22 protein-coding genes are annotated in these 23,562 nt (G+C 54.1%); 9 read left to right on the top strand and 13 right to left on the bottom strand.

Translation table 11 applies throughout. The features are described 5' to 3' along the window. Positions 1-15 precede the first annotated feature (15 nt). From pdxA to lptD, 3 genes are all read right to left on the bottom strand, one after another. On the bottom strand, positions 16-1,002 hold the full coding sequence (gene pdxA / locus AYI96_RS10245; RefSeq protein WP_025889251.1) for a 4-hydroxythreonine-4-phosphate dehydrogenase PdxA: 987 nt from the start codon (positions 1,000-1,002) through the stop codon (positions 16-18). A gap of 5 nt (positions 1,003-1,007) precedes the next feature. Beyond that, positions 1,008-2,312, bottom strand: a complete 1,305-nt coding sequence (gene surA, locus AYI96_RS10240; RefSeq protein ID WP_071475820.1) for a peptidylprolyl isomerase SurA — start codon at positions 2,310-2,312, stop codon at positions 1,008-1,010. Between the two features lie 114 nt (positions 2,313-2,426). Continuing rightward, positions 2,427-4,739 (bottom strand): LPS assembly protein LptD, encoded by a 2,313-nt coding sequence (gene lptD / locus AYI96_RS10235; protein WP_039033158.1) that lies wholly within the window; start codon positions 4,737-4,739, stop codon positions 2,427-2,429. A gap of 160 nt (positions 4,740-4,899) precedes the next feature. Here lptD and AYI96_RS10230 point away from each other — a divergent pair, with 160 nt between their 5' ends. The 5 genes from AYI96_RS10230 to AYI96_RS10210 all read left to right on the top strand — a co-directional run bounded on the left by AYI96_RS10230 (position 4,900) and on the right by AYI96_RS10210 (position 9,147). Then, the gene (locus AYI96_RS10230; protein WP_144361560.1) at positions 4,900-5,958 is read left to right on the top strand and encodes an aminoglycoside phosphotransferase family protein; all 1,059 of its coding nucleotides are present in this window, start codon (positions 4,900-4,902) and stop codon (positions 5,956-5,958) included. Then, positions 5,955-6,638 carry an N-acetylmuramate alpha-1-phosphate uridylyltransferase MurU gene (murU, locus tag AYI96_RS10225; RefSeq protein ID WP_144361559.1) on the top strand — a complete coding sequence of 228 codons (684 nt, stop codon included), beginning with the start codon at positions 5,955-5,957 and terminating at the stop codon, positions 6,636-6,638. The genes AYI96_RS10230 and murU overlap by 4 nt, the downstream gene beginning before the upstream one ends. Before the next feature lie 86 nt (positions 6,639-6,724). Next, positions 6,725-7,498, top strand: a complete 774-nt coding sequence (gene djlA / locus AYI96_RS10220; RefSeq protein WP_039033160.1) for a co-chaperone DjlA — start codon at positions 6,725-6,727, stop codon at positions 7,496-7,498. Between the two features lie 58 nt (positions 7,499-7,556). Beyond that, positions 7,557-8,171 carry an outer membrane beta-barrel protein gene (locus AYI96_RS10215; protein WP_144361558.1) on the top strand — a complete coding sequence of 205 codons (615 nt, stop codon included), beginning with the start codon at positions 7,557-7,559 and terminating at the stop codon, positions 8,169-8,171. Positions 8,172-8,193: 22 nt separating this feature from the next. Then, a complete protein-coding gene (locus AYI96_RS10210) occupies positions 8,194-9,147 on the top strand; it encodes a D-2-hydroxyacid dehydrogenase (protein WP_144361557.1) in 954 nt (317 codons plus the stop codon). Position 9,148: 1 nt separating this feature from the next. Here the strand turns inward: AYI96_RS10210 and AYI96_RS10205 are convergent, their stop codons facing one another. Together AYI96_RS10205 and purT are read right to left on the bottom strand one after the other, a co-directional pair. Then, complete coding sequence (locus AYI96_RS10205; RefSeq protein WP_144361556.1) at positions 9,149-9,706, bottom strand: class IV adenylate cyclase; 558 nt, start codon at positions 9,704-9,706, stop codon at positions 9,149-9,151. Between the two features lie 11 nt (positions 9,707-9,717). Then, a complete protein-coding gene (purT, locus tag AYI96_RS10200; RefSeq protein ID WP_144361555.1) occupies positions 9,718-10,893 on the bottom strand; it encodes a formate-dependent phosphoribosylglycinamide formyltransferase in 1,176 nt (391 codons plus the stop codon). A gap of 184 nt (positions 10,894-11,077) precedes the next feature. Between purT and AYI96_RS10195 the strand changes: the two genes are divergently transcribed. Next, positions 11,078-12,544 carry an AAA family ATPase gene (locus AYI96_RS10195; RefSeq protein WP_071475825.1) on the top strand — a complete coding sequence of 489 codons (1,467 nt, stop codon included), beginning with the start codon at positions 11,078-11,080 and terminating at the stop codon, positions 12,542-12,544. On the opposite strand, the gene AYI96_RS10190 is transcribed toward AYI96_RS10195, so the two are convergent. Beyond that, positions 12,535-13,062, bottom strand: a complete 528-nt coding sequence (locus AYI96_RS10190) for a DUF4136 domain-containing protein (protein ID WP_071475826.1) — start codon at positions 13,060-13,062, stop codon at positions 12,535-12,537. The genes AYI96_RS10195 and AYI96_RS10190 overlap by 10 nt on opposite strands. A gap of 150 nt (positions 13,063-13,212) precedes the next feature. Here AYI96_RS10190 and AYI96_RS10185 point away from each other — a divergent pair, with 150 nt between their 5' ends. Beyond that, positions 13,213-13,524, top strand: coding sequence for a DUF1289 domain-containing protein (locus tag AYI96_RS10185; RefSeq protein ID WP_039033167.1), 312 nt, complete (start codon positions 13,213-13,215; stop codon positions 13,522-13,524). Here the strand turns inward: AYI96_RS10185 and AYI96_RS10180 are convergent. The 4 genes from AYI96_RS10180 to AYI96_RS10165 are packed head-to-tail and all read right to left on the bottom strand — an operon-like array spanning position 13,511 to position 16,701. Further along, positions 13,511-14,788, bottom strand: coding sequence for an ATP-binding protein (locus AYI96_RS10180; protein WP_039033168.1), 1,278 nt, complete (start codon positions 14,786-14,788; stop codon positions 13,511-13,513). The two genes, AYI96_RS10185 and AYI96_RS10180, sit on opposite strands and share 14 nt — an antisense overlap. Positions 14,789-14,807: 19 nt before the next feature. After that, positions 14,808-15,521: a response regulator gene (locus tag AYI96_RS10175; RefSeq protein WP_039033169.1), complete on the bottom strand. Its 714-nt coding sequence runs from the start codon at positions 15,519-15,521 to the stop codon at positions 14,808-14,810. Further along, the gene (locus AYI96_RS10170) at positions 15,521-15,940 is read right to left on the bottom strand and encodes a DUF3019 domain-containing protein (RefSeq protein ID WP_039033170.1); all 420 of its coding nucleotides are present in this window, start codon (positions 15,938-15,940) and stop codon (positions 15,521-15,523) included. The genes AYI96_RS10175 and AYI96_RS10170 overlap by 1 nt, the downstream gene beginning before the upstream one ends. A gap of 5 nt (positions 15,941-15,945) precedes the next feature. Further along, a complete protein-coding gene (locus AYI96_RS10165; RefSeq protein ID WP_233962693.1) occupies positions 15,946-16,701 on the bottom strand; it encodes a MipA/OmpV family protein in 756 nt (251 codons plus the stop codon). Positions 16,702-17,021: 320 nt separating this feature from the next. Here AYI96_RS10165 and AYI96_RS10160 point away from each other — a divergent pair, with 320 nt between their 5' ends. Together AYI96_RS10160 and AYI96_RS10155 are read left to right on the top strand one after the other, a co-directional pair. After that, positions 17,022-18,197, top strand: a complete 1,176-nt coding sequence (locus tag AYI96_RS10160) for an acyl-CoA dehydrogenase (protein ID WP_071475827.1) — start codon at positions 17,022-17,024, stop codon at positions 18,195-18,197. A gap of 13 nt (positions 18,198-18,210) precedes the next feature. Continuing rightward, positions 18,211-18,744 carry a GNAT family N-acetyltransferase gene (locus AYI96_RS10155; protein WP_233962694.1) on the top strand — a complete coding sequence of 178 codons (534 nt, stop codon included), beginning with the start codon at positions 18,211-18,213 and terminating at the stop codon, positions 18,742-18,744. A 139-nt stretch (positions 18,745-18,883) separates the two neighbouring features. Here the strand turns inward: AYI96_RS10155 and AYI96_RS10150 are convergent, their stop codons facing one another. The 3 genes from AYI96_RS10150 to AYI96_RS10140 all read right to left on the bottom strand — a co-directional run bounded on the left by AYI96_RS10150 (position 18,884) and on the right by AYI96_RS10140 (position 23,533). Further along, positions 18,884-19,843 carry a TerC family protein gene (locus AYI96_RS10150; RefSeq protein ID WP_039033201.1) on the bottom strand — a complete coding sequence of 320 codons (960 nt, stop codon included), beginning with the start codon at positions 19,841-19,843 and terminating at the stop codon, positions 18,884-18,886. Between the two features lie 330 nt (positions 19,844-20,173). After that, complete coding sequence (locus AYI96_RS10145; RefSeq protein ID WP_039033173.1) at positions 20,174-23,053, bottom strand: valine--tRNA ligase; 2,880 nt, start codon at positions 23,051-23,053, stop codon at positions 20,174-20,176. A gap of 15 nt (positions 23,054-23,068) precedes the next feature. Then, a complete protein-coding gene (locus AYI96_RS10140) occupies positions 23,069-23,533 on the bottom strand; it encodes a DNA polymerase III subunit chi (RefSeq protein ID WP_039033202.1) in 465 nt (154 codons plus the stop codon). Positions 23,534-23,562 lie beyond the last annotated feature (29 nt).

The raw sequence follows: 23,562 nt of genomic DNA, 5'->3' as shown, positions 1-23,562 counted from the left end.
TGATACTCAGTTGGATCAGTTTTTACCGGCCAGTTCTATGGCCTTGTTGAGTGCACAGACGAAGCTGCCGATATCGGCCTTGCCTGTGCCTGCGAGTTCCAGCGCCGTGCCGTGATCCACCGAAGTGCGGATATAGGGCAGGCCCAGCGTAATGTTGACCGATTTGCCAAAGCCTTGTGACTTGAGCACGGGCAGGCCTTGGTCGTGGTACATGGCCAGCACCACATCGGCGTCTTGCAGATATTTGGGTTGGAACAGGGTATCGGCAGGCAGAGGGCCTATAATGCGCATCTGCTCCTGCTCTCTGAGCTCGTTCAGCGCCGGGATGATCACATCCAGCTCTTCCCGACCCAGATGACCATCTTCACCGGCATGGGGATTGAGGCCACAGACATAAATCTTGGGGTTGTCCAGGGCAAACTTATTCACCAAGTCCTGGTGCAGTATCCTGATGATCTGATGCAGGCGTTCCCGGGTGATCGCCTTGGAAACGTAAGCCAGTGGAATGTGAGTGGTCACCAAGGCTACCTGCAGACCTGGGCAGGCGAGCATCATCACCACATCCTGGCAACCGGCCTGATGGGCAAAAAACTCGGTATGGCCGGAAAAAGGGATCCCGGCCTGATTGATAATGCCCTTGTGAACCGGACCTGTCACTACAGCGTCAAACTCGCCGTTCATGTTCTTTTCACCCGCATAACGCAGGGTGTCGACCACATAGGCGCTGTTTTGCTCATTGAGCACGCCGCAGCGCGGCTCACAGGCCATGGGAAAGGGCACTATGGTCAAACTACCGGCTTGCTGTGGCTTGGCCGCTTGGCTTGGTTGATAAGGCTTGAGCTGGAGACTGAGCCCCAGCATCTTGGCGCGCGCCTGCAATAAGGCAGGATCCGCGCACACAACCAGCTCGGCCGGCCAGTCGCGCTGCGCCAGCTGTACTACCAGATCCGGACCTATGCCGGCAGGCTCTCCGGGGGTAATGGCAATACGTTTAATATCCAAGCGACTTAACCTCTGTCAGTTTCTGGGTCGAAGAGTTCAATGTATGCGTCGGCCCGCATTTCGTCCAGCCAGTTTTGTAACTCTTCGTTGAATTTGCGGCGGAAGATCAACTGATGCGCACGGTTGGTATTGAACTGATCCGTGGCATCGGTTTTGCGTCTCTCTTCCAGCTGAGTGATGTGCCAGCCGTGGGTTGAACGGAAGGGCTCACTGATTTCACCTTGCTTCAGGCTGTTGAGTGTTTGGGCAAACTCGGGCACATAAATGCTTGGGGCAGCCCATCCCAGCTCACCGCCTTTGGTGGCGCTGCCGGGATCTTCCGAATACTGGCGCGCCAGATCTTCAAACTTGGCTTCACCGCTGCGGATCTGTTTGAGGAACTGCTGCAACATCGCCTTAGCTCTATCTTCAGACAGAATTGGTGATGGCTTGAGCAGAATATGGCGGGCTCTGACTTCCTCAACTTCCTGGGTCTGTAGGCCGCGGGCGTCCATAATTTTGATGATATGGAAACCGGCACCACTCTTAATGGGGCCTATGATGTCGCCTGTTTTGGCATCAGTAATGACTTCGGCAAACAGGGTCGGCATCTCATTGATGTTCATGTAGTCCCAGATACCGCCTTCCAGCGCCTTGGGGCCTGCGGAGGAAGCAATGGCAGTTTCACGGAAGTCTGCACCGGATTTCAGACGTTCCAATACGGCATTAGCACGTTTACTGGCCGCTTCCAATTGCTCTGAGCTGGGGTTGGAAGGCACTTCGATCAGTATGTGGCCAACCTGATATTCGACGTCTTTCAGGCCCTGTTCCTTGATCAGTTTCACCAGGCTGTTGATCTCCTGGGGCGAAACCTGGATTCGGCGTTGTACTTGAATGCGCTGGATTTCACCCAGAGTCACTTCTTCACGCAGTTGCTCGCGGTATTGACTGAAGCTGTTGCCATCGGCTTCAATTTCGGCGCGCATCTGGGCGACCGTCATGTTCTGTTGCTTGGCGATATTCTCTATTGTTTGGTCCAGCTGCAGATCCCCGATATGCAGGCCGATACGGTCGGCCATCTGCAGTTGCAGACGGGTCAGGATCAAACGCTCAATAACCTGGGTGCGCAGTGCCTGATCTGAAGGCAGGCTTTGGCCGGCGGCCTTGGCGTTGGCCTTGACTGTGTCGACCATGTTCTGGACTTCACTTTCCAGCACTATGCCGTCGTTGATTTGCACCGCAACGCGATCCAGCAGTTGTGGTGCCGCCAGGGAAGCCTGGCTCATGACTAGAGCAAAAAATCCAAAAATCAGTTTCTTACAGGGTTTCATCCACAAAATCCTTGCCACATTTTCGTTTCGTTGGCCGCCGATGGCAGCGGCCCGGGTTGTCCAGATTGGACTCTCTGTCCTGTCCGAGGTTCAGCAATCTACCACAAATCTTGATTAATTCCTTAGATAAAGTGGTTTGCGGTAGTTGAACAGACCTTCATCCAACATGTCGTTGACCCCCAGAGGACCTGAGCCACCGAGACCTTTGATCACAAAGTTGAGGTAGACGCCGGTTTCGAACATTTCGCGCTCGTTGGGGGCGGCAGTCCTGAGGTCGTCCTCATAGTTGGTCTTGATACGGTAGTGGTAGCTCAAACGCACTGCCCAGCAGCATGACTCGTACTGGAAGCCGGTATAGCTTTCCACCGAGCGTTCCTCTTTAAGGTCGTAATACCAGTTACCGACAAAATAGAGTTCATCGGTAATAGGCCAGGTAGTACGGAAACCTGCCTGGGAGATATCCACTCTGTCGTTGGTGTTACTGTTGAGCAGATCCGGCACATAACGATAGCTGAACTGTAGCAGCTTGTTGGGGCCGGGGCGGTAGTCCAGAGATGCTTCGCTCTTCTTGTTGGAGCTGTTACGGGTATCGTATTGAATAGCACCACTGACAAACCAGTCTTTGTAGACTCGGGCATCCAGCTCAGCGGCCAGTACCGAAGTTGATGGTTGCTCCGTGAGGTCATCTTCATAGAGGCTGACCTTGCTGTCATCGAAATAGATGATCTGGCCCAGGCTGAACTTCAGTTGTTCCAGGTTACGCTCATCAAACAGGCGGGTGGTCAGACCCAGGGTTAACTGGTTGGCATCGGCGATGCGGTCCAGCCCCGAAAAGCGGCGGTCGCGGAACAGGCCGAAATAGTCCTGTTGCAGTTCACCCGTGTCATAAAGACCGATTTTGGACTGGTCTTCATAGCCGACATACAGATACTGGAATTGAGGTTCCAATGTCTGGCGATAGTTCTGGTTAAAGTAGTCGGTATAGCGCTCGAAGTTTATCTGACCGTGAATTCTCACCTGAGGCAAGGTACGGCTTATACTACTCTCCTGCTCGGACTGCTGAATATTGTGCTGCCAGTAGTTGGTTTGCATCAGCTTGACTTCACTGGTCAGTGAGCCTGCCGGGCCGTGAATAGGCAGAAGGATACTGGGCTCCATATGTACCCGTGTTGCCGTGGTGTAGATATCTTCTTTGTGACGGAAGTTGGTTATCTCTGAGGCGAAGTTGAAATCCAAGCCTTGCCACATTCCCGGAGTGCGGTAGTTGAAGTTCAGCTGCGGCATCACCTGATAGGGCCGTTCTTCCTTGCCCAATACTTTGATGTCCTGCACTCTGGCACTGAAGTCCCAGTTGTCGGTGAAATAGGCGATTTCACCAACCCGGGACAACTGGTTGTCCGTGGCACGATTGACATCAGAGTTGAGATCGTTGAAGTAGTTGTTGTCCGAGACATCGGTATAGTTGGCTAACACCCGCCAGTTTTCATCCAGAGCGTCGCTGTGTTCCCAGTGATACATATAGCGGTTGGGGCTGCCATCAAGCATGTTATCGCTGCCCAGGTATTCCAGGTTGAACTGGCCTGTAGGCGTTTGTCGATTACCTGCATCACCCAACAAATAGCGGAATTCTGTCTTGGTAAACAAGCCCCGCGACGACATATAGTGTGGGGTGAAGGTCAGATCGTACTCGGGGGCTATGTTCCAATAAAACGGCGCGGCAAATTCCACCCCGTTGGTGGTGCTGGAACTGAAACTGGGGAACAGGAAACCTGTCTTGCGTTTCTCCGAAACCGGCACTGTCATGTAAGGAATATAGAATACCGGCACCCCGCCTATTCTGAGTTTGGCGTCCCAGATTTCCCCCCACTCTTCTTTGCTGTCGATTTTGATCTTCTCGGCTTCCAGCAGCCAGGAGACATTATCCGGTGGGCAAGTGGTGAAGTTGGTGTTGTTCAGGATCAGGTTGTTGTTTTGGGTGATTTCCAGTTTCTGGGCATCACCGTGAACCTGCTGACCGTGGAGCCAGTACTGTGCCCCTTCAAGGGTAGCGTTATTGGAACGCATCTGCGCCATCAGCGAGTCGGCGGTCACGGTAAACAGCGGGTCTTGAAACACCAGATTGCCCTGAGCGGTTAATTGTTGCTCCTGCTGGTTGACCGTGGCTCTTTCAGCGGAAATTCTGCGCCCGGCCTGAGAAAAGGTCACATTGCCTTCAAAGCTGGCCTCGAGCCCCAATTGTGCCGAAGAGGCATCCGAATGGATCTGTATTTTTTGATCGGCCAAAGGGCCGCTGCTTTCCCCAACCTGATGGTAGGGAACCGGAGGCAAGATAACACATTGAGCGTTGTTGCCGCCCTCCTGAGAAAGGGGTTCAGCCAGCGTCAGGGGGGGTAAAAGGCTCAGTGCCAGAAAATATCGGATCTGCATCTTAGGTCAATTATTTAGATTTCTTTGTCTGGACAAGTATTCGGAGGGAAAAGTTGCATCCTGCCTCGGGCAACGCAGCCATAAAAAACTCTGTATTTATTGGCTGTTTCCTGTTTTTTACCTCGGTATAATAAAGCAATTTTTCGTCAAGAGCCATGAGATGACCTTGTCTGACCCCAGATTTCTTTCCATGTCGTGCTGGTTGCAGCAACTTTTCGGTAAGCCCTTGCAAGCCAAGCTGATTTCCGGTGACGCCAGCTTCCGGCGTTATTTTCGCCTCAATGTGGATGGTCGTGATTACATAGTCACAGACTCTCCGCCCAACTTATTGGATAACAAACCCTTTATTGCTTTGGCGCGGGCATACCATCAAGCGGGTATCCGAGTGCCCAAGGTGCTTGAGTTCAATGAGGCGGAGGGCTTTATCCTGCAGCAGGATCTTGGCGATAACTTGTTGTTGCCCGAGTTGACTGAAACCAATGTGAGTGCTTGGTATCTCAAGGCGCTGGCGATTTTGCCGGATATCGCAGCGGTGCGGGAAAGTGAGCTTGGTCCCTTGCCCGACTATGATGCGGCCTTTGTCGAGCGCGAGCTGGCGATTTTCAGCGAATGGCTACTGGAAAAACACTGGCAAGTCTCCCTGACAGCCGCTGAGCATACTATGTTGGCCGAAAGCTTTGCTATTCTGACTGCCAGCGCGCTTGCGCAACCCCAAGTCGGTATGCACAGGGATTTTCACAGCCGTAATCTGATGCTTAAAGAAGGTAAGCTTTGGGTAATAGATTTTCAGGATGCCGTATTGGGACCTGTGACCTATGATGCAGTCTCGCTGCTGAGAGATTGCTATATACGTTGGCCGGATGCGATAGTCGAGCCGCTGCTCAAAGCCTTCTTTGAACAGTGTCGCGAGCTGGGGTTGGTTGGCAAAGATGTTGATTATGCCACCTTCTGTCGCTGGTTCGATCTTATGGGAGTGCAGCGACACCTGAAGGCGGCGGGTATCTTTGCCCGCTTGCACCACAGAGATGGCAAGTCAGGTTATCTCAAGGATATACCGCTTACACTCGGCTATGTGGCAGATATCTGTGAGCGTTATCCTCAGTTGCAGGCGCTTTCCTCCTGGGTAAGACTGAAGTTATTGCCGCTGACTCAGCAACAGGCTCAAACCCAGTCTCAATTACAGTCCAGACCACAAGCAGAGGCACAGGAGCAAAAATGAAGGCGATGATTCTGGCTGCCGGTCGAGGGGAGCGTCTGCGCCCTTTGACCGATAAGCTACCTAAACCCCTGGTGCCCGTGGCCGGTAAGCCCTTGATTGAGTATCACATTGAACGTTTGGCCGCCATGGGCGTGACAGAATTGGTGATCAACTGCGCCTGGCAGGCAGACAAACTGATTGAACACCTGGGAGACGGCAGCCGTTTTGGCGTGACGATTCATTACAGCCGTGAGATTGAAGCGCTGGAAACCGGCGGCGGGATCAAGAAAGCCCTGCCACTGCTGGGTAATGCACCTTTTTTGGTGATTAACGGCGATGTGTTTATCGATGCCATGCCTGAGCTGCCCAATTTGGCTGCCGATACTCTGGCGCACCTGTTTCTGGTGGATAACCCGGCGCAGCATCCCGAGGGAGACTTCGCCTTGCTGCCGCAAACATTCGGCTATTCGCGGGTCAGTGACAGGGGCGCGCCCAGGTACACTTTCTCCGGGGTGGGAATATATCGCCCCGAATTATTCGATGGGGTAACCCAAACACATTTTGCCTTGGCGCCGCTGCTGCGGCAAAAGATGGCGCAGGGGCTTATCAGCGGCAGTCATTTCACCGGTTATTGGTGTGATGTCGGCACACTGGACAGGTTGCAACAGCTGGAGCTGAGGCAGGCCAAAGGGGCTGTTTAACCACGACCCCGCAAGCAGACACAAGATAAGACAGTTCAAGATTGAATATTGGCCCGGCCAAGTGCGGGCACACTATGGGATAACAGATGCGTATTTGGGGTAAATTTTTCGGCGGTGTCATCGGCTTTATGTTCGGGCGTTTCTTCGGTGCCTTACTGGGTATCTGGCTTGGACATCTATATGACAAGCGGATGGCAGCTGCTCAGGGGGAAAGTGCCGGCAGTCGGCAGGCTGAGTTTTTCAACACCACTTTTGCCGTTATGGGGCATATCGCCAAGGCTTCTGGACGGGTGACTGAAAATGATATCCGCATGGCCACCAGTCTGATGGATATGTTGCGCCTCAGCGGCGCGGCGCGAAAAGATGCCCAGCAGGCGTTTCGCGAGGGCAAGGAGCCGGACTTTGAACTGGAAGCCAGCCTGCGCCGTTTTCGGCGCATCACCTTTGGTCGCCGGGAAGTACAGCAGATGTTTCTGGAAATTCAAATCCAGACAGCCCTGTCTGACGGTGAGCTGCAGGACAAGGAATATGCAATACTGCAGGTGATTGCCAGAGAGCTGGGATTCAGCAGCTTTCAGCTCGATGAGCTGCTCAAGCGTTGGCAGGCAGAGTTTCGCTTTCAGCAAGCGCCCGGCGATCATAGACCATCGGTTGCCGATGCCTATGAAGTCTTGGGGCTTTCAGAGTCTGCCAGCGATCAGGATGTCAAACGCGCCTATCGTAAATTGATGAATGAACATCATCCGGATAAATTGGTAGCCAAGGGCTTACCGGAAGAGATGATGGAGTTGGCCAAGCGTAAGGCTCAGGATATTCAGGCGGCTTACGACAGGGTCAAGAGCAGTAGAGGAATGCGCTGAGCCTAGCCCTTGGGGGGCGGCTCATACTGTTAAAGAGGGTTCACCCAAGGAGAGCGCCATGAAACTTGCTTATTCAATTCCCTTGCTTTTGGCCCTGAGCGGTCAGGCTCAGGCCGAAGTGTTTGTTGCGCCGTTCGGCGGTTACAGCTTTGGCGGCAATGATCTTGACTACAGACCCAGCGAAAGCGCAGTTAATGACAACAATAGTGCGGATATTACCGAGGCCGGTCATTTTGGCTTTATGTTGGGGCTGACGACGTCAGATCCGGGTGACATGTATCTGCTTTACTCCCATCAGGGCACTGAGCTCAGTGGCAATGGTTTTCCGGGCGCTGACAAGCTGATGGACCTCAGCGTTGATTATCTGCATCTGGGGGGCACGCTCTATTTCCCTAAAGGCAAGCTGCGGCCCTATGTCACCGCCAGTGCCGGTTTGACGCAACTGCGTCCCGAGTATGGCAGTAATGAGACCCGTTTTTCCATGGGACTTGGGCTGGGGCTGGATTACCAACTGCTGGAGCAGCTATCCCTGTTTGCCGATGTGCGCGGTTATGCGACCCTGATAAACAGTGACAGCAGCCTGTTTTGCGATGCCAATCAGTGCTTATGGCATATCAAGGGCGATACCCTGTGGCAGGGACAGGTCAATCTGGGGTTAAGATACCGTTTCTGAGTGGGGTAACAAAGAGGTGAGTATGAGCTTTAAAATAGTGGTTCTGGATGGCTTTTGTCTCAATCCCGGCGATCTCGATTGGTCGCCACTCAAGGCGCTTGGGGAGCTTAGCGTCTATGACAGAACCCCGGCTGAGCTTGTGCTGCAGCGCGCCCAAGGCGCCGATATTCTGCTCACAAACAAGACAGTGCTCGGGGCGCAGCAACTGGCGGCGCTGCCCGGGCTCAAGTACGTAGGCATTCTTGCCACGGGCACCAATGTGGTCGACTTACAGGCCGCCGGCGACCTTGGCATCACAGTCACCAATGTGCCTGGCTATGGTCCGGATGCGGTGGCGCAGATGGTCTTTGCCCATCTCTTGTATCACACCCAACAAGTGGCGCAGCACCACCAGGCTGTGGCGGCGGGGGCCTGGAGCCAGTGCGCCGACTTCTGTTTTACGCTGTCACCGCTGATGTCACTCGCGGGCAAGGTGATGGGAATAGTCGGTTATGGTGATATAGGCTCGCGAGTGGCGAATATTGCCAGGGCGCTGGGGATGCGGGTGCTGCTGCATACCCGAACCGAGCGCCATGACCTGGCCGAAGGCATCAACTGGGCGCCACTGGAGCAGTTGTATAGTGAAGCCGATGTGATCTCGCTGCACTGCCCGCTGACCGCGGCGACCGAGAAGATGATCAATCAAGACTCGCTACAGCTGTTAAAGCCCGGGGTGATTTTGATCAATACCGCCCGTGGTGGGCTGGTGGATGAAATTGCGCTTGCCACAGCACTCAATCAGGGCAAGTTGCGGGCCGGAGTGGATGTGCTCTCCAGTGAGCCTCCAATGCCTGACAACCCCTTACTCAATGCCAAAGGAGTCAGCATAAGTCCGCACAATGCCTGGGCGACAATAGAAGCCAGGCAGAAGCTGTTGGATATTGCCGTGGACAATCTGCGCGCCTTTATTGGCGGAGACTCAGTTAACCAGGTTTAACTCAATAAGGTATAGTGCGGCACAGTTGCCGATAGGAGCAGGGCTCCAACATGGCTTGGGTCAGCCCGAACCGGGCCGCCAGTTGCCAAAGCTCGCTGCGAAGCTGCTCCAGCTTATCGCTATCGTCGGTCATGATCGCCAGCTCGGCAAAATCGCCGAGCCCCGCCAGGCTGTCCAGCGTCATATGCCACTTGCCGATAAAGTAGATGCTGCGGCATTTTTGCAGCCGCTGCACCGGCACATAGCCCATGGCGCTGAGCATGCTGCGGGCCCTGGCGGCATCCGAGATATTGACCGCCTCACAGCAATCCGCTCCTGGGCCCTTGAGGATCCACAGCAGATTGTTGGATGGCTGCATCTCCCGGATGCACAGAGACTTGTCCGCCGCGGCCAGTTGACCATCCGGGGTATCGAAGTAGCAGTCGTCCTCCTGATTATCGGCAAACATGCACTCATGCTCCATGGCATTGAGGCGCTCAAGCAGTTGTTGTTTGCTGCAAGATTCATTCAGACGGAACTTGAGTTCCACTTCATACTTACCCTGAAAATGCTGGCTCATGGCGGCTTCTTTTAAAAAATCACTTCCACTTTGGCGGCGCTGCGTAGCGCCTTGTCTATGGCGCTTTGAATATCTAGATCCCTTGCCAGGGCAACTCCCAGACGGCGGCGACCATGGATCTCCGGCTTGCCGAACAGTCGCAGCTGGGTGTCGGCTTCGCTCAGCGCTGCTGCAAGGCCCGTGTAGCGCAGGTTGTTTGAGTCGCCTTCTTTGAGCACCACAGCCGAAGCGCTGGGGCCGTGCTGGCGGATATTGGCGATCGGCAATCCAAGAATGGCACGCACGTGCAGGGCAAACTCGGACAGATCCTGGCTTATCAGGGTCACCATGCCGGTGTCGTGGGGCCGGGGCGAGACTTCAGAGAAGTAGACTTCATCGCCCTTGATAAAGAGTTCTACCCCAAACAAACCATGGCCGCCGAGCGCCTCAACCACTTTGGCGCCTATCTGTTGCGCCTTTTCCAGGGCCACTTGGCTCATGGCCTGTGGCTGCCAGGATTCGCGGTAGTCACCGTCTTCCTGCCTGTGGCCTATAGGCGCACAGAAATGAATGCCGTTGACTGCACTTATGGTGAGCAGGGTGATTTCGTAGTCGAAAGGCACAAAGCCTTCGACTATCACCCGGCCTTGCCCGGCGCGGCCACCTTGCTGAGCATACTCCCAGGCTGCGGCTATCTGAGCTTGCTCGCGGATCACGCTCTGGCCCTTGCCCGATGAGCTCATCACAGGCTTGACCACGCAGGGCAAACCTATTTTGGCCACCGCCTGATTGAATTCTGCCTCAGTGTCACAAAAGACGTAGGGCGAGGTGGGGATCCCCAACGTCTCTGCCGCCAGACGGCGAATGCCTTCTCTGTCCATGGTCAACTGGGTGGCTCTGGCGGTGGGTACCACCTTCAGGCCTTCGGCCTCCATCTTTGCCAGGGTTGCTGTGGCTATGGCTTCGATTTCCGGAATGACCAGATGGGGTTTTTCCAGCTCGATGACGGCGCGCAGCGCCTCGGGATCGAGCATGTTGACCACATGAAAACGATGGCTGACCTGCATGGCCGGGGCATTGGGGTAGCGGTCGACGCCGATGACTTCGACGCCCAGGCGCTGCAGTTCAATCGCAACTTCTTTGCCCAGTTCGCCGCAGCCGAGCAGCATGGCGCGCACGGCGCCTTGGCTAAGGGGAGTGCCTAACATAGTGTGGGTACCTTTGGTTATTGTAGCTGCCTGTGGCAGCGGATTTTTTTGCTAGTTTACCCTTTGGTAATCGACTTGGGCGGAAGGCTTGATAAATTGTGCGCTGGATCACTGCTTGCGTTGCTGTGGCGAATGTTGGAATGTTGTTATTCTTAAGTCCGTTATTATCGTGCGGGAAGCCAGAATGCAGGATGTCAAAGACTTAACCGGGGTGCTCAGGGGCGGTACGCCCTTGGTGATAATTGAAACGTATGAGGAGCCCAGGGTATTGGAACTGCTCAAACGAGTGGCCGGTGTGCTGATGCGGCCCCTGTATGGCTGGAGTGTTACCCAGGGGCTCAAGCGGCTGGACAGGGAAGTTGGGGTGCAGAAATTCAATGCCGAACCGACCGATATTCTGGCGCATATCAAGGCCAGCCAGCAGCAGGGGATCTATGTGCTCTGTGACTTTCACCCCTATGTGGTCGATGCGCCGCGTAACGTGAGAATGATCAAGGAGATTGCCCTTGAGCACGAAACCTTGCAGCACACCCTGGTGATGGTCAGCCACGCTTTTGATGTGCCCCCTGAGCTTAGCCGTTACTGCGCTCATTTCTCCCTTTCCATGCCAGGGCAGGCCCAGCTGGAAAACCTCATCATAGAGGAAGCGCGCCTGGCCCGAGCCAAAGGGGCCTTGAATCGTCTCGATGAAGCCGTGATCCCACTGCTTGCCGGTAATCTTCGCGGTCTGAGCCATGCCGATGCCCGCCGTCTTGCCCGTAAGGCCATCTGGGATGATGGCGCCTTGTGTCACTCGGATATTCCCGTGGTCAACAAGGCCAAGTTTGCGCTTTTGGATATGGAAGGTGTGCTGCAATTTGAGTACGACACCTGTGACTTTGCCGATGTTGCCGGGCTGTCCAGACTCAAGGAGTGGCTGAGCCACAGGCGCCTTGGCAGCGATGCGCAAGCATTCGATACGCCCAAGGGCGTGATGCTGCTTGGGGTGCAGGGCAGCGGCAAGAGCCTGGCGGCCAAGGCGGTGGCCGGTATCTGGCAGCGGCCTTTGCTGCGCCTGGATATGGCCGGACTCTACAATAAGTACATAGGCGAGACGGAGCGTAACCTCAAGAAAGCGCTGGAGATGGCGGAATTGATGGCGCCCTGCGTACTCTGGATAGATGAAATTGAAAAGGGGCTGGGCAGCAGTAACAGCGATGAAGGCACCTCGAAGCGGATCCTCGGCACCCTGCTGACCTGGATGGCAGAGCGCAAGTCCGAAGTCTTTATGGTGGCGACCGCCAATGATATCAGCGCGCTGCCTCCCGAGCTGCTGCGTAAGGGACGCCTGGATGAGATATTTTTTGTCGACTTGCCGGACAGCTCCACCCGGGAGGAGATCTTCCGCATTCACTGCCGCAAGCGTAATATCGATCCGGCCGCGCTGGAATTGGCGAGTCTGGCAAGCGCCAGTGAAGGTTTCTCCGGCGCCGAGATAGAGCAGGCGGTTATTTCCGCCCGTTATGCTGCGAGGGCTGCGGGGCAGGAGGCCAATCAGGCCTGGCTGCTCGATGCCCTGAGTCGGACCCGCCCCTTATCTGTGGTGATGGCCGAAAAGCTCAACGCTTTGCGTCAATGGGCCAACGGCCGCACTGTGATGGCTCACGGTTGAGGCGGAAACTGGCTCAGGATCCGCATCACGGTTTCCCGAGTTGCCTCTGCCTTACCTTCACCGCCATCGCTGAAGCTGAACTGATCGCTGCCGCGCCAGATGAGGCGGTTGCTACTCGCTTCTATGATATCGATTTGTATGGTTTGGAGTTTGGCATCGGCGCCCAAGGGCACACCCACACTGGTGCCTACGCCAATGCCGCCGCCAGAGCCCCAGGTGCCGCTGCCAAGGCCGATGGAGAGGCCTGAGTCTTTCGGCTTATCTGTAGTGCGAAAGGCAAAGGAAACCTTGAAGTCCGCTGACTCAGTGACTTCAGTAAATTGTTTGCTTTTCAGCGTGTCGACAATTGCCTGATTGATCCGCTCGGCGCTCAGGGGATCATCACTGCTGGAAATCGGCAGGGGGGTGAACTTTTGTAGCTTGGCGAAGCTGTATCCTGGGTCGTAGTCCTGTTTCGGCTGCTGGGCGCAGGCCGTCAGCAGCAGGGGTAACAGCAGCAAAAGTGTCCTGAATGTCATCGCTTGTCCTCCGTGAAAGGATATACCTTACCCTGTGACTTTGTGCCAAAGCGGCCGTTAGTGCAAGAAGCGGATAAAAAATCGCCTTTTTAAGAATGAGATGATATACCTAAGGTTTACCCATCAGATAGAGCCTGCATTTACGCCCCTATGGAACAACTGGTCTTTTTTGATATCCCCAGCCCCTGTATCGGTGTCTGCCAGACAGATGCCAAGGGCTATTGCAAAGGTTGTTTCCGTAACCGTGAAGAGAGGTTTGATTGGCTCAATTTTTCCAACGCCCGCAAGTTGGATGTTATTCGCCTGTGCAAGGCGCGTAAACGGCGTTGGCAACTGGCGCAAATAAAGGCGCGCAGGGCGCAGCTAAAGGTGGAAGAGCTGCAGTTGAATCACAGCCTGGACTTTGATGCCAAAGACGACGCAGACGAGCCTCTGGACTTCAGTGATTTCAGTCTCGATTGAGTTCACGCTTGGGCAGGCTGATGCAAAAACGGGTTTCCCCGGGGCGGCTGAATAGCAGGATTTCCCCATGATGGCGTTCGGCTATACGCTTGATTATTGCCAGCCCCAGCCCAAAGCCTTTATTGTTGTTGCGTGAGGTATCGCTGCGGACAAAGGGCTCGAATATCTTGCGTTGTTCCTCTTCGGGGATCCCTTCACCATCGTCTTTAACCTCAATAGTCACCCTGTCTTTTTCATCACTCAGAGTCACCTGAATTTGGCTTTCGGCAAAGCGCTGGGCATTGGTGAGCAGGTTTTGCAGTGCTCTTTCAATCAAGGCCGGTTCACAGGTGAAGGGCAGTTTGGCGACGGAACTATCCAGGGTTATTGGAATCGGGCTCAGGCTCTGCAGTCTGTCTATCACCTGGCGGCAGAGGGCGGTGAGATCGCAGCTCTCCTGTCTCAGCCCTGTTTGGGCCGACTCCAGGCTGGCGTAGGTGAGCATCTCCTGCAGCAAGGATTCCATCTCTTTGACATCTTCTGTCATGCCGGCAATAAAGTCGGCTCTGGCGGTTTCATCGGCTCCTTTACGGCAATAGTTGGGGATCAGCGCCAGGGCAAACTTGAGCCTGGCCAGCGGCGTGCGGATCTCGTGGGATACAGCATTGGCCAGGTGTCGTTGGTTGTCGATAAGAGCACCGATATGCCGTGCCATCTCATTGAAAGTGTGCGCCAGGGGCTTTACCTGAGAGCGGGGCGACAGCTTGATACGGGTATCCCATTTGGCTTGTCCGAGGGCTTCAGTTGCTTGTTTGAGCACTTTAAGATCTCTCGATAGCGGCCAGACCCAAACCAAGGCCACACCGGCCAGCGACAGATAGAAAAACAGGGTGAATAGGCCACGCAGTCTGGCTCTGGGATCTGTGTCTATCGGGCCTGTCATCAGCACCTGTTGGTCCAGGCGGATAAACTGCATCTGTCTACCTGAGTTGGTCAGGGTAGTGAAGACTTCACCGGGAGCTAACTCGCCATCATCGGCCAGGGTGATCTTGTCGGCACTGAACAGACGCAATGGATAGGTGGCATTGACATTGGCGGTGGCGATCGCCTGTTGCCGCTGTTCTGGGCTCATGGGCTTCAAGATGGCTGCCATGGCCATAAGTGGCGCATCGGCCAAGAGTTCCGCCTCGTCATCGTGTTGCTGCCAAAGGGCGTCTAGGGTCCATCCCAGCCCGAGAAAGCTCAGGCTGATCAGTAGATACAAACTGATGAAGAGGCGTTTCACGCGGTAACCTATTTGGGGATTAGCTGTTCCAGGCTTCGGGGGCAAATAGATATCCCTGGCCCCAAACCGTCTTGATCCTGAATGGCGTTTCTATGTTATCGCCCAGTTTTTTACGCAGGCGGGAGATACGTACGTCTATCTTACGATCCTTGCCATCGAAGTCGATATTCAGCAGGCACTGATAGATATATTGGCGGCTCAGTACTTGGCCGGCCTGGGATGCCAGCAGCCACAGGAGTTCAAATTCGTGACTGGTGAGATCCACCTCTTTATCGCCCAGACGAATTGCCTGGGTGTGAGGATCTATGCTCAGCTTGCCAAAGCTCAGGCAGTGAGATTCTGCCATAGGTGGCTTGGTATGACGTCTCAGCAGATTGTTGATCCGCGCGACCAGGAGTGCCGGGTCAACCGGTTTAACCACATAGTCATCGGCTCCCAGTTCCAGGCCTTTGATTTGATCTTCATTGGAGCCAAGTGCGCTCATCAGCAGGATAGGGCCGGCAAAGTAATCCGGCAGTTTTTCGCACAGCGACAGTCCATCCATGCCTGGTAGCATGATGTCCAGCAAGATAATATCAGGTTTGTAGTTGAGCAGTCGGGTCAAAACTGTGTCACCGCGGCGCTCAACTTCTACATGCATGCCATGGGACTTGAGATAATCCACAATAAGGTTGGCAAGACGAATGTCGTCTTCTACCAATAAAACTCGGTGAGTCGATTGCGCTGAGGTCATCAGAATAAACTCCAAGGGTTGCGATATCTGCGCCTGACATTGGTGTCAGATACGGGGGTCGTTCTAAAGTAAACGCCGGCTAAGGTTTGCCATGTGTCTTTATCTACCATGACAAAATGAATGTCCTCACTGGTTGTGAGCCGGAATGTGAGGCTGTGCACATCTTCAGTTTCACTGCACCAACGTTGTAACCCTTCATAATCAGAAAGGATACAAACCGCACCATTTGTATTAGTCCAGCTTAAACTGACATCAAGCGAACAGGTGTCCTCTTCACTCTTGAGAATACAGAGCTGAGGTGTGATAGCCAGCTTGATTTCTTGATTGTTATTATCTGGGTCAGCCTGCACCTTGGTTGCAAATATCATTGACAACATCAGCAGCAGGAACAGCCAACGCCAGCTGTTTGCTATGCGCACCTTGTTTAAAACCTATAGGCAGCACCAATGAAAAAAGCCCTGACATCATCTTCATCCAGCAGAGGGCTCTTGGCTATTTCATCGGCAAGTTTGGTATAACGCAGTCCCAATATAAGATCCCAGTCCTCGTTGAGGCTATAACGGCCGGTAAACTCCAGCCCGCGGTTAAAGCCTGAACTCCCCTGGTAAGCCTGACTCCAATAGGCATTCTCGCTTGGTCTTACGCCAAAGTAATAATCGACTATTTCTTTACTCTTCCACTCTATATTCAGGGCGAACTCAAGTTTCCAGCGTTCCAAATTCAGCTGATACAACCACCTGGCTTTGGCCTCAGTGCCCTGGTGAACATTGAACATATCATGAGTAAGCGAAAGATTCAGTATACCGTATTGAGTGTAAAAAAAAGCCTCGGCTCCGCCAAGAAATGTAAAGTGTCTGTCTTCCAATTCATTAAATACTTTTGGTGGTTCATTGGCTTGCATTAACATCATGGGTGCCGCGCGACTCTCGGTGGCCTTGGAGATCTGAGAGCTGCCACCGAAAGTAAATACATTACTGGGGTCCCAGCGATAGAAAAAAGCCCGCTCTTTGCTGTAGGCCGTCACCAGATTAATGGTGTAGTTTTCCGACTCGGCCAGGGTTAGTCCCAGATTACCGTTATCAAAAAACCAGTTTTTACCATAGTAGGCAATACTGGGAATGACATAGAGGGGAATATCGTCCTGCTGGCGTAAGGGGTTGGTTTTTTGACCGTAACCCAAGGCCAGTCCTAGATCCCATTTATCAATAGGGATGCATTCTGTCTCTTTGCAATAGGGATGTGCCCAGGCATTGAGAGACAAGAGGCCGATTATGAATAAGCAGAGCCGTACAGACATTGAATACCGAAAATATTACTAAAAGCTATGACCAAGAATAGTGCTGAAGACTAACATTTGTGCGGCGCAAATTCAGAGATTTCTTTCATGAAAGTAGCAATTTGATACAGACGTAATCTTTGTTTGGCGGAGGTTTCAGCGCTGGGCAGAAATCCGGGACTGAGTTAGCATGATGAAAATCAGCTGAAAAAAAGGACAAAGCTATGGCCCGTAACCCCTTCGATTGGCAAGATCCCTTGCAGTTTGACAGCCTGTTGCTGCCGGAAGAAAGGATGATCCGCGATACTGTGCATGAATATGCCCAAAGCAAATTGCAACCCAGGATCCTGCAGGCAAATCGCGAGCAATACTTTGATCCCGAGATCATGACAGAGCTCGGTGCTCTGGGGTTACTCGGGGCGACTCTGCCGACTGAATATGGCGGCGCCGGGGTCAACTATGTCAGCTATGGCCTGATTGCCCGTGAGATAGAGCGGGTCGACAGTGGTTATCGTTCCGCCATGAGTGTGCAGTCCTCTTTGGTGATGCATCCGATTTTTGCCTACGGCAGTGAAGAGCAGAAACAGAAATATCTGCCAAGGCTGGCCCGGGGTGAACTGATTGGCTGTTTTGGGCTGACCGAGCCGGATGTAGGTTCAGATCCCGGCGGTATGAAGACTCGCGCCGAAGCCATCCCCGGAGGGTATCGGCTCCATGGCAACAAGATGTGGATCACCAATTCACCGATTGCCGATCTCTTCCTGGTTTGGGCCAAGCTTGATGGGGTCATTCGTGGCTTTTTAGTGGAAAAGGGCACCCCTGGGCTGTCGGCGCCCAAGATAGAGGGCAAGTTTTCTCTCAGGGCTTCGATAACCGGCGAAATCGTGCTGGACGGAGTTGAAGTGGGTGTCGATGCTCTGCTGCCCAATGTCGAGGGGCTCAAGGGGCCCTTTGGTTGTCTCAACAAGGCCAGATACGGCATCGCCTGGGGCGCCTTGGGCGCGGCCGAGTTTTGCTGGCACGCCGCGCGGCAATACAGTCTGGACCGAGTCCAGTTCGGCAGACCATTGGCGGCCAATCAGCTAATCCAGAAAAAGCTGGTGGATATGCAAACAGATATCACCACGGCGCTGTTTGCCTGCTTGCAGGCCGGTCGCTTGCTGGATCAGGACAGTTTGGCTATCGAGGCCATCTCGCTAATCAAGCGTAACTCCTGCGGCAAGGCGCTGGAAATTGCTCGCCAGGCCAGGGACATTCATGGTGGTAATGGTATCAGTGACGAGTTTCATGTCATCCGGCATCTGATGAACCTGGAAGCGGTCAATACCTATGAGGGGACCCATGATATTCATGCCTTGATCCTGGGACGGGCCCAGACAGGCTTGGCGGCTTTTAGTTAAGGAGAACAACAGAGTGCAGGTAACAGAGTTTGAACCCAAGGTGAGTCAGTCACAACAAGAGGTAGTGGTGCGCCACAGCGAGCACACGGATATTCCGGCAATACGGGCGCTATTTACTCAGCCCAGCTGTTATGCCGGCACCTTGCAGCAGCCCTTTCCGTCACTCGAAAAGTGGTATAAGCGCCTGGGCGAACTGCCGGATGGTTATTATTCGCTGGTTGCAGAGTGGCAAGGGGAGGTGGCAGGTCAGCTCTCCTTGCAGGTGCAAACCAACCCCAGACGTAAGCATGTGGCCGACCTGGGGATGGCGGTGAGTGAAGAGTGCCGCGGTATCGGCGTGGGTTCTGCGCTGCTGGCGGCCGCAGTGGATTTGGCCCATAACTGGTTGGCGGTGAGACGCCTTGAGCTGACGGTTTATACCGACAATCACGCCGCTATAACGCTCTACAAACGCCATGGCTTTGTGATTGAGGGCGAGGCGCGGGACTATGCTTTTCGCGATGGCGAGTATGTGGATGTGTTTTTCATGGCCAACATCCGCGAATGATTACTCAAACATCAAGAACAGATAGACCACAAACAACACCAGGTGAGTCGCCCCGTGCAGCGCATGGGTGCGACCACTACACTCAGGATCATTTTTCATTATCTTGTGCCCCCTTCGAGTGACGGACAAAAGACAGGTATTATGCCTGTGGCTGCTTCCCCTTATCCCGGGTCAGCCACAGACTGCCCAGTATGCTGACCAGTAGAATAATCGCGATGACCGCCAGTGCCAGCATGATAGGTAGATGATAGATATCCAGTAGAAGCATCTTGATACCGATAAACATCAGGATCAGCGCCAGGCCATATTTGAGCAGTACAAAACGTTCGGCGGCGCCCGCCAACAGAAAGTACATGGCCCTGAGGCCCATGATGGCGAAGATGTTGGACGTCAGTACGATAAAGGGATCTGTGGTGACCGCGAAGATGGCCGGGATACTGTCCACCGCGAAGATGATGTCGCTGATCTCCACAGCGATCAACGCCAGCAGCAGGGGGGTGGCAAATAATACGCCGTGGCGACGCACCACAAAATGCTCACCTTGAAGATTTTTCACCACCCTCAGGTGTTTTCTGAGCCAGCCGAGCAGCTTGTTGTTGGAGAGGTCGGTTTCATTATCTTCCTTGGTAAACAGCATCTTGACGCCGGTAAACAGCAGAAATGCCCCGAAAAGATACAGCACCCAATGGAACTGATTAATCAGCCAGGTGCCGCCAAATACCATGGCGGTACGCATCACTATGGCGCCCAGTACTCCGTAGAGCAGCACCCGTCTTTGCAGTTCGGCGGGGATAGCGAAATAGCTAAACAGCATCAGCCAGACAAACACATTGTCCACGGCCAGGGCTTTCTCGATGAGGTAGGCGGTGAGAAACTCCAGCCCTTGTTGATTGGCGACTTCGAGACCTGCGGTCTGTTTCAGGTAGAACCAAATCCCTAAGTTGAACAGCATGGCGACGCTTATCCATACCAGGGTCCAGATCCCCGCCTCTTTGATAGAGACTTTATGGCTGTGACCACCGCCGACAAACTTAAGGTCTATCCAAAGGATCCCCAGTACTATTACCAGAAATCCGCTCCATAACCACCAGGTACCCATTTCATTTTCTCCAAATACAACAAAGCCTGCCACCGACGGCAGGCCAGCTGAAGGAGCGCGGATCTTGCCTGTCGGCAAGGTCTCACTTACAAAGCACAGCTCAGTGGCTTTGCCCGGTTGCCGGGTGCGCAAACACCGTAATGACGACAAGCCGGCGAGAAGTTACTCCCCTTGGAATATTCTTCAATCTAACAATATGTTGTTCCGATAGCCAGACTTAGCTGATGAAATTATCTGAATTCGGGGGCCATTTGGAGTCGAGGGCAAGCGAATAGTAAAAAAGGGCAGTCGATTGACTGCCCTTGGGTTTTATGGCTCTTGGGTTAACCGTTAGGCTTCCAGTTTGGCCAGCTCGGCTTGTTGCTCTTTGAGCTTGTCCATATCGCGCTTGAGATCAGCCATCTTGCTGCGCTCTTTGTCGATAACGGCTGCCGGGGCTTTGGCGACAAAGCCTTCATTGGACAGCTTGCCTTCAATGCGGGCCACTTCGCCACTCAGCTTCTCCAGCTGTTTGTCGATACGGGCCATTTCGGCCGCTACGTCGATAAGCCCTGCCATAGGGATCAACAGTTCCATCTCGCCTACCAGTTGGGTGGTGGACATGGGCGCGTTGTCGCCATCGGCCAAAATCGTCATGCTTTCCAGCTTAGCCAGGGTAGTGAAGAAGGTTTGGTTGGCCTCTACACGGGCCTTGTCGCGAACACTGACACTGCGCAGCAAGGCGTTGAGCGGCTTGGACGGAGCTATGTTCAGCTCGGCGCGGATGTTACGCACGGCAACAATCACTTGCTTGACCCATTCCAAGTCGGCCATGGCCTCGGTATCGACTTTGTCGGCCTGATACTCAGGGAAGGCGGCCAGCATCAAGGTTTCACCTTCTACACCGGCAAGTGGTTTGACACGGTGCCAGATGGTTTCAGTGATGTATGGCATCAATGGGTGCATCAGGCGCAACAGCTGCTCGAGTACAGTCACCAGAGTATGACGGGTGCCACGCTGCTCGGCTTCAGAGCCGTTTTGCAGCACAGGCTTGGTCAGCTCAAGATACCAGTCACAGAACTGGTTCCAGGTGAATTCGTACAGGGTATTGGCGGCCAGGTCGAAACGATAGGCGCCCATATGCTCTTCGAAGGTCTTGACCGTTTGGTTGAACAGACCTGTGATCCAGCGATCCGCCAGCGACAGCTGCATCTCACCGCCGGCCTTGCCGTTAGGTGAGTTGGGGCCGCAATCCTGATCTTCGGTGTTCATCAGTACATAGCGGGAAGCATTCCACAGCTTGTTACAGAAGCTGCGGTAACCGTCCAGGCGCTTCATGTCCCAGTTGATGTCACGGCCGGTGGATGCCATGGCAGCCAGGGTAAAGCGTAGCGCATCGGTACCGTGGGCTTCGATGCCGTCGGCAAACTCCTTGCGGGTGCTCTTTTCAATCTTGGCGGCCAGTTGCGGCTGCATCATGTTGCCGGTGCGCTTGCCAACCAGAGACTCGAGATCTATGCCATCGATCATATCCAGAGGATCCAGCACATTGCCCTTGGACTTGGACATCTTGTTGCCTTGCTCATCACGGATAAGCCCGGTCACATAGACAGTCTTGAAGGGTACCTGAGGTGTGCCGTCTTCATCCTTGATGAAGTGCATGGTCATCATGATCATCCGGGCTACCCAGAAGAAGATGATGTCGAAACCTGTCACCAGCACGTCTGTGGGGTGGAAGGTTTTCAGCTCAGGAGTCTGCTGTGGCCAGCCCAGGGTTGAGAAGGTCCACAGGGCAGAGGAGAACCAGGTATCCAGTACATCATCGTCCTGACGCAGAGCAATATCGCTTGCCAAGTTGTGCTTGGCGCGTACTTCGGCTTCGTTACGGCCGACATAGACCTTACCGCTGTTGTCATACCAGGCCGGAATGCGGTGACCCCACCACAGCTGGCGCGAAATACACCAGTCCTGAATGTCACGCATCCAGGAGAAGTACATGTTCTCGTATTGCTGAGGTACAAACTTGATATCGCCGTTTTCCACCGCTTCTATGGCTGTCTTGGCCAGTGGTTTGACAGACACATACCATTGGTCGGTCAGCAGCGGTTCAATCACCACGCCGCTGCGGTCGCCATAAGGCACTTTCAGGCCGTGGGGCTCGATTTTTTCCAAAAGACCCAGGGTCTCGAATTCGGCGACAACGGCATCGCGGGCCTTGAATCTGTCCATACCGGCATAACGGCTTGGCAAAGAGGCGTCCAATTCGGTGTTGAGGCTACCGTCGACATTCACTACTTCGGCCACAGTGCGGATGGCGGCATCCTGGGTAAGGATGTTGAACATAGGCAGATTGTGACGCTTGCCGACTTCATAGTCATTGAAGTCGTGGGCCGGAGTGATCTTCACGCAGCCGGTACCGAACTCCATATCTACATAGTCATCGGCCACCACAGGAATACGGCGGTTAACGATTGGCAGAATGATCTCTTTGCCAATCAGGGATTGATAACGCTCATCGTCAGGGTGCACGGCAACGGCACTGTCACCCAGCATGGTTTCCGGACGTGTGGTGGCGACAATCAGATAGTCTTTACCGTCGGCGGTCAGGGCGCCATCGGCGAGTGGATAGCGGAAATGCCACATGTGGCCCTGCTTTTCCTTGTTTTCCACTTCCAGATCGGAAATTGCAGTGTGCAGCTTGGGATCCCAGTTAACCAGGCGCTTACCGCGATAGATGAGGTCATCTTCATAGAGGCGAACAAACACTTCCTGCACGGCTTCCGACAGGCCTTCGTCCATGGTGAAACGCTCACGGTCCCAGTCTACCGAGGCGCCCAGGCGACGCATCTGGCGGGTAATGGTGCCACCGGACTGGTTCTTCCATTCCCATACCTTGTCCATAAAGGCTTCACGGCCCAGGTCGTGGCGGCTCTTGCCTTCTTCGGCGGCGACTTTGCGCTCCACCAACATCTGGGTGGCGATACCGGCATGGTCGGTACCCACTTGCCAGAGGGTATTCTTGCCTTTCATCCGCTGGTAACGGATCAGGGTGTCCATAATGGTATCCTGAAAGGCGTGTCCCATATGCAGGCTGCCGGTGACATTCGGCGGCGGGATCATGATGCAATAGTTGCCCTGGGACTCGTCACCGTGGGGCTTGAAGTAACCTTTCTCTTCCCATACACGGTAGAGCGCTTGTTCAATAGACTGCGGATTGTATGTTTTTTCCATGGGAACTGTCGTTTCTCAAACAAAATTAAGTGGTTGTGTTGCCAAATCCTGGGTGCTGAGCGTGACTCCCAGATTACGATACTGGCGGTATCTGTCCCTGGCCAGGGCCTTGTGTTGCTCATCACCGGCAACAAAATCTATGATCCTGCCAAAGTTTACCGCAAATGCCGGGGCTTCTGTGGCCAGATTGATCAGTATCGGGCGGCGTTGGTTGGGCCCCAGCTTGTCAAAGCCGATTTCAACCGGTGCACCGGCGGCAGGGCCTTCCCCTTTAAGGTTATGGGGCACGAAAGCACTGGGTTCAAACTGCCAAAGCAGTTCATCAATCCCATGGGCCTGCGCCTGATCCTCACAGTGAATATAGAGCCATTCACCCTTGGCATAATGCTGCCCGGCCAACTGACAGGCAAGCAGTTGCAACTGCTCGGCGCTTGGTTGCTGTGCTGCATTTGGCAGCAGATAAAAAGTTGCCTTGCTCATCGCCTGCATCTCACCCCTGCACAGAACAC

Origin of the sequence: Shewanella sp. MSW, assembly GCF_007636515.1 — a bacterium.
In the GTDB taxonomy this organism is placed as follows: Bacteria; Pseudomonadota; Gammaproteobacteria; order Enterobacterales; family Shewanellaceae; genus Shewanella; species Shewanella indica.
This window is presented reverse-complemented; position numbering and strand designations above follow the sequence as displayed.

Bases quoted from the DNA above. Each gene is read 5' to 3' on its own strand.
- surA (WP_071475820.1), bottom strand. From the start codon at position 2,312: ATGAAACCCTGTAAGAAACTGATTTTTGGATTTTTTGCTCTAGTCATG.
- lptD (WP_039033158.1), bottom strand. From the start codon at position 4,739: ATGCAGATCCGATATTTTCTGGCACTGAGCCTTTTACCCCCCCTGACG.
- AYI96_RS10230 (WP_144361560.1), top strand. From the start codon at position 4,900: ATGACCTTGTCTGACCCCAGATTTCTTTCCATGTCGTGCTGGTTGCAG.
- murU (WP_144361559.1), top strand. From the start codon at position 5,955: ATGAAGGCGATGATTCTGGCTGCCGGTCGAGGGGAGCGTCTGCGCCCT.
- djlA (WP_039033160.1), top strand. From the start codon at position 6,725: ATGCGTATTTGGGGTAAATTTTTCGGCGGTGTCATCGGCTTTATGTTC.
- AYI96_RS10215 (WP_144361558.1), top strand. From the start codon at position 7,557: ATGAAACTTGCTTATTCAATTCCCTTGCTTTTGGCCCTGAGCGGTCAG.
- AYI96_RS10210 (WP_144361557.1), top strand. From the start codon at position 8,194: ATGAGCTTTAAAATAGTGGTTCTGGATGGCTTTTGTCTCAATCCCGGC.
- AYI96_RS10205 (WP_144361556.1), bottom strand. From the start codon at position 9,706: ATGAGCCAGCATTTTCAGGGTAAGTATGAAGTGGAACTCAAGTTCCGT.
- purT (WP_144361555.1), bottom strand. From the start codon at position 10,893: ATGTTAGGCACTCCCCTTAGCCAAGGCGCCGTGCGCGCCATGCTGCTC.
- AYI96_RS10195 (WP_071475825.1), top strand. From the start codon at position 11,078: ATGCAGGATGTCAAAGACTTAACCGGGGTGCTCAGGGGCGGTACGCCC.
- AYI96_RS10190 (WP_071475826.1), bottom strand. From the start codon at position 13,062: ATGACATTCAGGACACTTTTGCTGCTGTTACCCCTGCTGCTGACGGCC.
- AYI96_RS10185 (WP_039033167.1), top strand. From the start codon at position 13,213: ATGGAACAACTGGTCTTTTTTGATATCCCCAGCCCCTGTATCGGTGTC.
- AYI96_RS10175 (WP_039033169.1), bottom strand. From the start codon at position 15,521: ATGACCTCAGCGCAATCGACTCACCGAGTTTTATTGGTAGAAGACGAC.
- AYI96_RS10160 (WP_071475827.1), top strand. From the start codon at position 17,022: ATGGCCCGTAACCCCTTCGATTGGCAAGATCCCTTGCAGTTTGACAGC.
- AYI96_RS10150 (WP_039033201.1), bottom strand. From the start codon at position 19,843: ATGGGTACCTGGTGGTTATGGAGCGGATTTCTGGTAATAGTACTGGGG.
- AYI96_RS10145 (WP_039033173.1), bottom strand. From the start codon at position 23,053: ATGGAAAAAACATACAATCCGCAGTCTATTGAACAAGCGCTCTACCGT.
- AYI96_RS10140 (WP_039033202.1), bottom strand. From the start codon at position 23,533: ATGAGCAAGGCAACTTTTTATCTGCTGCCAAATGCAGCACAGCAACCA.